The 10,568-nt window shown below is 45.8% G+C and carries 6 protein-coding genes and 1 rRNA gene; 2 read left to right on the top strand and 5 right to left on the bottom strand.

Annotation, left to right across the window (positions count from 1 at the left end; all coding sequences use genetic code 11):
* The 5 genes from KI742_RS23130 to zntR form a co-directional block, all read right to left on the bottom strand.
* Nucleotides 1-67, bottom strand: a 16S ribosomal RNA gene (locus KI742_RS23130); the annotation flags it as partial.
* A gap of 820 nt (nt 68-887) precedes the next feature.
* Nucleotides 888-3,023, bottom strand: a complete 2,136-nt coding sequence (locus KI742_RS23125) for a lysine decarboxylase CadA (protein ID WP_017635553.1) — start codon at nt 3,021-3,023, stop codon at nt 888-890.
* 117 nt (nt 3,024-3,140) lie between these two features.
* Nucleotides 3,141-4,484: a cadaverine/lysine antiporter gene (gene cadB / locus KI742_RS23120; protein ID WP_285386294.1), complete on the bottom strand. Its 1,344-nt coding sequence runs from the start codon at nt 4,482-4,484 to the stop codon at nt 3,141-3,143.
* A 655-nt stretch (nt 4,485-5,139) separates the two neighbouring features.
* Nucleotides 5,140-6,702 (bottom strand): lysine decarboxylation/transport transcriptional activator CadC, encoded by a 1,563-nt coding sequence (cadC, locus tag KI742_RS23115; protein WP_005382530.1) that lies wholly within the window; start codon nt 6,700-6,702, stop codon nt 5,140-5,142.
* A 163-nt stretch (nt 6,703-6,865) separates the two neighbouring features.
* On the bottom strand, nt 6,866-7,264 hold the full coding sequence (gene zntR / locus KI742_RS23110; protein WP_005382529.1) for a Zn(2+)-responsive transcriptional regulator: 399 nt from the start codon (nt 7,262-7,264) through the stop codon (nt 6,866-6,868).
* 265 nt (nt 7,265-7,529) lie between these two features.
* On the opposite strand from zntR, the gene purH reads away from it, so the two are divergent.
* Both purH and purD read left to right on the top strand, forming a co-directional pair.
* Nucleotides 7,530-9,122 carry a bifunctional phosphoribosylaminoimidazolecarboxamide formyltransferase/IMP cyclohydrolase gene (gene purH, locus KI742_RS23105; protein WP_258641393.1) on the top strand — a complete coding sequence of 531 codons (1,593 nt, stop codon included), beginning with the start codon at nt 7,530-7,532 and terminating at the stop codon, nt 9,120-9,122.
* 155 nt (nt 9,123-9,277) lie between these two features.
* Nucleotides 9,278-10,567 (top strand): phosphoribosylamine--glycine ligase, encoded by a 1,290-nt coding sequence (gene purD / locus KI742_RS23100; RefSeq protein ID WP_047102533.1) that lies wholly within the window; start codon nt 9,278-9,280, stop codon nt 10,565-10,567.
* The last annotated feature ends 1 nt before the right edge of the window (nt 10,568 follow it).

Raw genomic sequence — 10,568 nt, 5'->3', positions numbered from 1 at the left:
GCTCGACTTGCATGTGTTAGGCCTGCCGCCAGCGTTCAATCTGAGCCATGATCAAACTCTTCAATTTAAGATTTTGTTCGGCTCAATGAATACTGAACATTACATAACGTAATGTTTGAATTGACTGTGCTGAATCTTTCGATTCAATGGTCACTTCGTTTCATTGAAACCTAATTTGAAACCGAAGTTTCTAATTGGATTATCATCAACGAGTGCCCACACAGATTGATAGGTTCTTATTTTTAAAGAGCTTTTCTAACATTTTCAGCAACTTAGTTGCTCGTCGTTAGGGGTGCGTATCTTACTTCACACCGTGAGAGAGTCAAGCATTTTTTTCAAATTCTTTTTTCTCTCTTCCCGACTCACTGTGTGACTTTCGTCTCACTCCGTGTCGGTGGATGCGCAGTATAGGGGGTTGAGAAATTAGCACAAGCGTTTTTTGCAAAAAAACTTTCAACCGAACAAATAACGAGCATTCTGCATAGATACTCAACGATCTTGTCTAATATTTCGGGTTGCAGAGGATCTTTTCATGATGAAACACCTGACTTCTGCATTAAAAGATCGCCGATTTCTTTGTGATTTTGATTACTGATCTTATCTCTCTTGGTTCTTTTTTCTCTCTCTACCTATATAAAGACGAAAAAAAAGAGCAGAACGATGACGAACTGCTCTTTGGTCTTTGCTTTTTATTTGGGGTACTTCAGGTGAAGTCTTGAAAAAGTGTTTCTTCTATATATAGAAGAAAAGATCAGAGCATCCTTGCCCTTCTCTTTACGACAGATTAGTTAGGGGTATATCTAAATGTCGTTATTGTTCGATGACGCATTGAGCTCGTAAGAGTGGAGCATGCTTGCAGTCCCAATGATGTCATCTTCGAGAGGAACTTAGTTCTTCAATACTTTTACGGTGTAGCTACCATCTTTTTGTTGGTATAGACCGTGGATGTCGGTTTCGAAACCTGGGTAATGCGCACCGATCTCACAAAGCATCTCTAGGAAGTCCAGCACAGGGCGAGACTCTTGAGTCACCATTTCACCAGGAAGTACTAGTGGCACACCTGGAGGGTAAGGAAGGATCATGTTCGCACTTACGCGGCCAACCATTTCTTCCAGTTTAATTTCTTCGATGTTGCCACGAAGCTCTTCTTGCCATGCTGCGTGTGGTGTTACTTTCATTTCTGGAAGAACATCGAACGCTTTGTACATTAGCTCTGGTAGGTTGTATTTCTTAGTTAGGTCATGAATTGCTTGTGCTAGTTCTTGAACGCGCATGCCTTCATAGAAGCTTGGGTCTTCGTTATATAGCGAAGGTAGGAAGCTCTTGATGGTTAGGTTCAAGTCGTAGCCACGTTTAAATTCAGTTAGACCGCGTAGCAATTGCATTGCTTTTGATTTGTCGATACCGATTGAGAATAGGAACAACAAGTTGTATGGACCTGTTTTCTCTACCACGATGCCGCGCTCGTCTAGGAATTTAGCCACCAGCGAAGCAGGAATACCTGATTCTTCTAGTTCGCCTTCTTTATTCATCCCAGGAGTCAGTAGCGTTACTTTGATTGGATCAAGATACATGTGGTTGTCATCCATGTTCTTGAAGCCGTGCCATGTGTCGCTAGGGTCTAGTTTCCAACATTCTGTGGTATCGATGTTTTCTGGTTGCCATACATCGAAGAACCAGCTGTCGCTTTCTGCTTCTAGACGTTTGATCTCTTTACGGAAGCGGATTGCGCGATCGATAGAGTCTTGCATCAACTTCTTACCAGTGTTGCCGCGCATCATTGCCGCTGCAGTTTCAGTAGAAGCAACAATGCCGTACTGAGGTGAAGTTGAAGTGTGCATCATGAATGCTTCGTTGAAAGACTCTTTATCAAAGTCACCTTTCACGTGAATCATTGAAGCTTGTGAGAACGCTGCCAACAGTTTGTGTGTTGATTGTGTCTCGTAGAACACTTTGCCTGGCATCGCTTCACCACTCATACCACATTTACCTTCGTAAATTGGGTTGAAGTTAGTGTAAGGCACCCAAGCACTGTCGAAGTGGATGTGTTTACAATCTAGGGACTCTTTGATGAATTGTGTGTTGTACAACAGACCATCGTAAGTTGAGTTAGTCACTACTGCGTAAGTTGGTGCAGTTGCACCTGGTGTTTTCGCCACTTTCTCTGCAATGACATCGCGGCTGAATTCGCTTTGTGGGATACCACCAAGGATGCCGTATGCGTTACGAGTTGGGCGGAAGTAAATTGGTGTCACGTCGCTCATCATCATTAGGTGAGTCAGAGACTTGTGACAGTTACGGTCAATCAGTACTGTGCTGCCTGCAGGCGCTGAGTACATACCAACGATTTTGTTCGATGTAGACGTACCGTTAGTTACGATGTACGAGCTGTCTGCATTGAATGTACGTGCGATGTATTCTTCTGCATCTTTATGTGGACCTGAGTGGTCTAGTAGAGAACCTAGCTCAGGCATTGAGATTGATACGTCCGCTTTAAATGTGTTTGGACCGTAAAAATCGTAGAAGATGCTACCAGCAGGGCTTTTCTGGAATGCAGTACCGCCCATGTGACCTGGAGTACAGAAGGTGTATTTACCTTCTTCTACGTATTTGAATAGCGCTTTAGTGAATGGAGGCATGATGGCATCTTTGTATGCCTCAGTCGCTTGGTTGATTTTGATAGCGATGTCGTCAGCCATACCTAAAGCGTACTCGAAGAAGCTCACGTTTAGACGTAGGTCTGTTAGTGAAATGTCTAGAGTAGACTGTTCGTTAGCAAATGCGTGAACAGGCAGTTTTTCGTTGATTTGGCTGATACGTTCACATAGCTCTAGTGAGTATTTATCCCAGTCGAACAGCACACCGCAAATGCGTGGGTTCATCTCAATCATTTTGATCAAGTCTTTATCATCTACTGGGTAAACCACTTCGTAGCCCGCTTTCTCAAGAGCAGCGTGAAGTTGACGAACTGGCTCTTCTTTAAAGAACACACCCATGTGGTTCAAGATAGCGAATATATTCATTTGGACATCTCCAAGGCGAATGAGGGCGCTCTTTGCCATTTACAGGCAATGAGTAAGGTGAGCGCCGCGTGAATTTGGGTTTTATGGGCTGGCACCGTAGTGCCAGCGTTTTGGGGATTAGTTGCTTGCTTGGGCAGGCATGTCTTCAGCGTGCATTTTCACGTACTGAGCAAGACCTGCTTTTTTGCTGTAGAACATCAAGATAACTAGAGACACGATGAAGGTTGCTGTTAGCGTACCGCCCTCTGCACCTGCTAGTGCGATGAAGCAGAACAGACAAGCCACACCAGAGAACAGCATTACGAAGCCGTTGCGTGTTGTCATACCTTCGAAGCGAATCAAGTTAATGCTTGAGTAGAAGTAAGGCAGCATTGTTAGTAGAACTGCGTCAGTCGTTAGCTGGTTGAACAGGTCTGATGCGTGTGCTGTTTTAGAGCTGAAGAACATCAGTACAACCATCAGTGCAGTCATCTTGATTGACGCAAGGATTAGACCTTTCTTAGGCACACCGTTTTTGTCAGTTTCGCCGTAGATTTTAGGGAAGTTGCCATCGCTTGCTGCACGTTTACCAGCCTCGCCCACCAGCATCATCCAAGAACCTAGCGAAGTGAAACATGCTAGTGCTGTGAATGCTGATACGAATGGTGCAGTCCAGCTACCGAATAGCTCAGTGGTTGCCAATGCAAATGGCGCACCTGATGCCGCAACTTCTGACGCTGGGAACATACCGCTGATCATTTGAGTTGATAGGATGTAAATCACACCTGCGATACCAGTACCTAACATAGTTGCTAGTGGTACAGTACGTTTAGGGTTTTCTACCATACCCGTCGATACCGCTGCTGATTCCACACCTACGAATGACCATAGACAGATAAGAACCGCTGTTACTACCGCGTGGCTGTCAGTGCCTGCTGATACGTTCCAGTTTTGGCTGTAAAGCGCAGTATCGAAGTGCGTCCAACCAAATGCAGCTGTACCAACAACTGGGATAAGGATAAGAACTAAGCCAAGCGTACATAGACGGCTTACCCAGCTACCACCAAGTAGGTTGACGAAAGTGAAGATCCATACCGATACAATCGTCGCAATACCTGCTGGAATTGGGTTATTAAGCACAGGGAAGAATACTGAAAGGTAAGAAACACCTGTAATGGCAATAGCCAGGTTACCAATCCAGTTCGCGTGGTAATAAAGAACGCCCGTTTGGAAACCAAATACCGGAGACACTTCGCCAGCATAAGCGATAGGACCACCTTCTTGTGGGTTTTTGGTTGCCAGACGAGCGTAAACGAACGCCAGACTCAGTGCACCGACCAAACAGATCAGCCAACTGAAGATTGAAACAGAGCCTACAGAGGCAAGACTAGAAGGTAATAGTGCGATACCACTACCCATCATGTTACCGGCTACGACACCCGTACAGGCAATAAGGCCGATTTTTTTCGCATTCGATGACATAACATCTCCAAATCTATTCTACTCGAGTCAACATGACTCAAACTGAATGGTTATTAGCGAGATGCTATGAGGAAGAACCTGCTCGACCTCGCTAAATTTCGAAGTGAAGACTACGCCCAAAAACTGAGAAAAAAATAAACTTGGTGTTATCAATAAAATGATTAGTTCATCAACATCAAGTTGAGATAAACATGATAAACACAAAAATATAAAACTATATTATTCATACTGTTACAAGAAAAACATCAAACCTTCTACCGATAGATAAACTCTCATCAACTCGTTGGTCATCGCGATAAAAGTTATCAACCTCTATCAACTTCCCCATCCCGAAGGGTTAATTCCCTGAAGTGTTGATTCCATAAATCTCTCCCTGATCGCGCTTTTTGACCCACATCAATATTCATCTCGCCTGCAAGAAAGCATCAAAATCATTCTCGCCACATAACTCAGCCAGACACTTCATACAATCAATAGAGATAGAGATAGAGATAGAGAAGCAAAGCGGGTATGTATTCCCGTTGCAAGCTTGCGCTGTTAGCTCCTTCGTAAGTCATTGCCCCACCGCCTCACCCTTTTCACTTTTCGACAGCGACAAAAAAGCCCCTCACCGAAATGAGGGGCTAGCATTAGACTGACGTTGAGTCCGAGAGAATTAAAGCATTCGAACGACAGAAGGGTGAACGGCGCGATACATGGCGTAATCAATCGCCTTCATGTTACTTGGGAAGACCAAGTTTTCGCACAGCAGGTACGTCTCAACCGACGTATCAATATAGAAAGCTTCACTGTAAGACTCACTGGCTAAATCCAGATCACCATCCAATTCGGCGTGCTTACCGCGAATCACATAGGAAAGCACTGAATCACGTAACCTCAATGCCTGTCCGAGATGCCGCTTGGCTAACGCCATGTCACCAATGATGGTTTCGTGCAGTGCTAAAGCTTCATAAATTCGCGGTTGAATTGGCCCCACCATCATTTTCACATTAGTCTCTAGTGCTTCACTGAGCTGCTGCATTCGCCCTTTCTTCAACTCCTGTGAGAAATCAAGTGCCTTTTGTACATGGTAAGCAATCAACAACTCAGCTTGAACGTAAGCATTATCCGGCTCGATTTCTAAAATGTTTTCCATCAAGTCGATACCTTGGCGGAATTGTTTAGTATCAGAGACATTAAGGTAATGGTTAGCCTGAACAAACAACTCCAACGCGTCGGGATTCATTGGCATTCCCGCCACCAGCATCGTAGATTTCAATTTGGCATCCGATACTTTCAGCACTTGCATCAAATCCAACGATGCTTGTTGAAGCACTGTCTTTAAATGACTACTGGTTAACGCGTATTGACGACTAAACAACACTTTTTCAGATGAGTTATTGCGATATTCCACCTCTAAAAAGCTGCCACCGTCATTCTCACGAACTCTCACCACAACCGATTTACCAGGCACAATGCCAGAAGTAAACGACGCCTTCTTTAGCATGACTCGGTAATCACTGACTTGAGCAATGTCGGACATCAACTTTTGGGCGAATCCGTCTGCCAAATCGTAGCTTAATCCTTCATTCGTAAAATTATCTTGAAATTTGAACTCAATCAGATGGGTATCGATGGCTTGGGTAATACGCACTTCCGATTGCTTGTAGGTAAACACGCCCATCACTACGACCAACATACTGATCCAGATGAAGTTCATAATTCCCAATCGCCAAGGACTGATTTTGTTTTTGCTCTGAGGTGCTTTTTTCTCTTTTGACATCTCGCAGACCGCGCGAGTTAGAGGACCGGCAGGAAAGGTAACGGCTGGTGCTATAGGTAGACAATCCTCTTCCGATTCTTCAACCGAAGGTGGGATCTCTTCATTTTGCCGACTTGTGACAAACTCTTCATGCGTCATAGTAACCACGTTCGCTACCAGCTTATAGCCACGCTTGGGCACCGTGATAACGTAGTTGGTATTTTCCTCTCGACCGTCACGTAGTAGCTTACGCAACTCAAAGATGGATTGAGTCACCACTTGATCGGTCACAATCGCTCCAGCCCAAACGTACTGAATCAATTCCTCGCGGTTGAACACCTCATTCGCATGCTCCGCTAAGAAGTGCAAAAGATTAATTAAGCGTGGCTCAACAGTAACTTCCCTATCTTGTCGATACAGCTTATTTTCATCAACGCTCAAAACCCAGTCATTGATTTGAAAATAGACTCCAACCATGTATGAAAACTCTCGTATCTACAGACAGCGTTACGCTAGGAATCAGACAATGGTCGATTCCTACAAGTAACTAAAGGCAAGATTATAGGTGGGAAAGCAGCGTGTACCTAGAAAAGCAAGTCGCCAAAAATGCAAACTTAAGTTAAGTGATGCAAGAATGAGACTACTCAAGTGCTGCGAGGATAGAGCAATGTGTGGCGTCATCGTCTGTATGACCACAACAAGCATCATTAATCTTCTTTAACGCTCGGCGAATTTTCGTCAGCTCGTTAATTTTCCCATCAATCAGCTCTAACTTAGCAGAAGTAATGGCTTTTACCTCTGCACAGCTGTGTTCTGTCGCTTCTAACTTAATTTCTAACAGGTCTTTAATTTCATCCAGACTCAAGCCAAGATCTTTACCTTTGAGGATAAAGTGCACCTGCTTTTGATTCTCTTCATCATACAAGCGGTAGCCTGATTCGCTTCGCCCTGCGGGTTTTATTAGCGCGTTTTTCTCGTAGAAACGCAATGTATCGGCAGTCACACCACAACGTTTTGCCAGTTCACCTATCTGAAACATAACTTTCCCTATTAACTATCTCGTTACTTTTAAAGCTAAAGAACGACTTTTTTGCAATTATTTTTGAGATGCCAAACGATTGCGCGAGCTTTTTTGTAATAAATTGGTTAGAATACGCGCCATCAAATGTGGAGACTGTTTTCTAACCAGAAAACACCCTGCAAAGGTCTTTACCAAAACTGGCCAATATTTTACCCCAAGAGGTAAAAACAAGTTCATTTTTGGCAAACATCTTTAACTCCGTGAATTTGAGGAAAATGGAAGCATGAATAACGCTCGTCCTATTCGCCGTGCGCTTATCAGCGTATCAGACAAAACAGGTATTGTTGAGTTTGCGCAAGCTCTTGCTGAGCGCGGTGTCGATATCCTATCTACTGGTGGTACAGCTCGCCTACTTGCCGAACAAGGCATCGCCGTAACTGAAGTCTCTGACTACACTGGTTTCCCAGAAATGATGGACGGCCGCGTTAAAACGCTTCACCCAAAAGTTCACGGTGGTGTGCTTGGTCGTCGTGGCCAAGATGATGACGTGATGGAAAAGCACGGCATCAACCCTATCGATATGGTTGTCGTAAACCTATACCCATTCGCAGAAACCGTTGCCAAAGAAGGCTGTACACTAGCCGACGCTGTTGAAAACATCGATATCGGCGGCCCAACCATGGTTCGTTCTGCAGCGAAAAACCACAAAGACGTGACTATCGTTGTTAACGCAGGTGATTACGGCCGCGTAATTGCAGAGATGGACGCAAACGAGAAGTCTCTAACACTAGAAACTCGTTTCGACCTAGCTATCGCAGCATTCGAGCACACAGCATCTTACGACGGCATGATCGCAAACTACTTCGGCACTATGGTTCCATCTTACGGTGAGAACAAAGAAGGTGATGAAGAGAGCAAATTCCCTCGTACGTTCAACCAACAGTTCGAGAAGAAGCAAGACATGCGCTACGGTGAGAACAGCCACCAAGCAGCCGCATTCTACGTTGAAGCAAACCCACAAGAAGCATCCGTTTCTACTGCTCGCCAAATCCAAGGTAAAGCCCTTTCTTACAACAACATCGCAGACACGGACGCAGCGCTTGAGTGTGTGAAAGAGTTCAACGAGCCAGCATGTGTAATCGTAAAACACGCAAACCCATGCGGTGTTGCGCTAGGTAAAGACATCCTAGAAGCGTACAACCGTGCTTACCAAACTGACCCAACATCTGCATTCGGCGGCATCATTGCATTCAACCAAGAGCTAGACGCAGAAACAGCAACCGCTATTGTTGAGCGTCAATTCGTTGAAGTGATCATCGCACCTTCTGTTTCTGCTGAAGCGATTGAAGTGGTTGCAGCGAAGAAGAACGTGCGTCTACTTGAGTGTGGCGAATGGACAACTAAGACAACTGGCTTTGACGTGAAACGCGTGAATGGCGGTCTACTGGTTCAAGACCGCGACCAAGGCATGGTAAGCCTAGACGACCTAAAAGTGGTTTCTAAGCGCCAGCCAACAGAAGAAGAGCTAAAAGATGCACTGTTCTGCTGGAAAGTAGCGAAATACGTGAAATCTAACGCGATCGTTTACTCGAAAAGCGACATGACTATCGGTGTAGGTGCTGGCCAAATGAGCCGCGTTTACTCTGCGAAAATCGCAGGCATCAAAGCTGCAGACGAAGGTCTACAGGTTGAAGGTTGTGTCATGGCATCAGATGCATTCTTCCCATTCCGTGACGGTATCGACGCGGCTGCAGAAGCGGGCATCAAGTGTGTTATCCAACCAGGTGGTTCTATGCGTGATGACGAAGTTATTGCAGCAGCAGACGAACACGGCATGGCGATGATCTTTACCGGTATGCGTCACTTCCGCCACTAATTTCCTCTTCGTATTTGGCACTGTGGCGTCGTTAGCTGCTTTCGTCCACCCCGGTCACATAGCTGGCTATGCTCCCGGGGATGGGCTCAATTGTTGCCTAGCCACATCACCAACTACTTTGAGTAAACAGTATTTATAAGATTAGGGATTTTCATATGCGAGTTTTAATCATTGGTTCAGGCGGTCGTGAACATGCGCTAGGCTGGAAAGCAGCGCAAAACCCAAATGTTGAGACTATCTTCGTTGCACCAGGCAACGCAGGTACAGCACTAGAGCCAAAACTAGAGAACGTAAACATCGATGTAGAAGACATCGCTGGCCTTGTTGCTTTCGCCAAAGAGAAGGCGATTGAACTGACTATCGTTGGCCCAGAAGCACCATTGGTTATTGGTGTGGTTGATGCTTTCCGCGAAGCAGGTTTGCCAATATTCGGCCCGACCCAAGCCGCAGCGCAGCTTGAAGGCTCTAAAGCGTTTACCAAAGACTTCCTTGCTCGTCACCAAATTCCAACGGGTGCCTACGCGAATTTCACTGAAATCGAGCCTGCACTGGCTTACGTGCGTGAGCAAGGTGCACCGATCGTGGTGAAAGCCGACGGCCTTGCTGCTGGTAAAGGCGTGATTGTGGCAATGACGCTAGAAGAAGCTGAGGACGCAATCAAAGACATGCTAGCAGGCAACGCATTTGGTGATGCTGGTAGTCGTGTCGTTATCGAAGAGTTCCTAGATGGTGAAGAAGCAAGCTTCATCGTGATGGTCGATGGTGAGAACGTTCTGCCTATGGCCACCAGCCAAGACCACAAACGCGTAGGCGACAAAGATACTGGTCCTAACACCGGTGGTATGGGAGCATACTCTCCAGCTCCAGTGGTGACACAAGAAATCCACAACCGCATCATGGAAGAAGTGATTTACCCAACCGTACGTGGCATGGCCGCTGAAGGTAACCCTTACACTGGTTTCCTATACGCGGGTCTGATGATCGACAAAGACGGCACTCCGAAAGTGATCGAGTACAACTGCCGCTTCGGTGATCCTGAGACACAACCTATCATGATGCGCATGGAATCAGATCTTGTTGATCTGTGCCTAGCGGCAATCGACGAGAAACTGGATCAAGCGGAATCGAAGTGGGATCCACGAGCATCGATTGGTATCGTGCTAGCAGCCGGTGGTTATCCAGCAGCGTACAACAAAGGCGACGTTATTTCGGGTCTGCCACAAGTTGAAATTGAAGGCGAAAAAGTCTTCCATGCTGGTACAGGTAACAAAGATGGCGACATCGTGACAAACGGTGGTCGTGTTCTTTGTGCAACCGCACTTGGCAACAGCGTATCAGAAGCGCAGCAGCGTGCTTACGAGCTTGCAAAACAGATCAGTTGGGATGGCATGTTCCATCGCAACGACATCGGCTACCGTGCAATTGCACGTGAGCAAGAAAAATAAA

The organism is Vibrio sp. D417a, from assembly GCF_030248595.1.
GTDB classification, from domain to species: domain Bacteria; phylum Pseudomonadota; class Gammaproteobacteria; order Enterobacterales; family Vibrionaceae; genus Vibrio; species Vibrio alginolyticus.
Note: the sequence above shows the minus strand (reverse complement) of the source record. Positions and strands in the feature narration are given on the sequence as shown.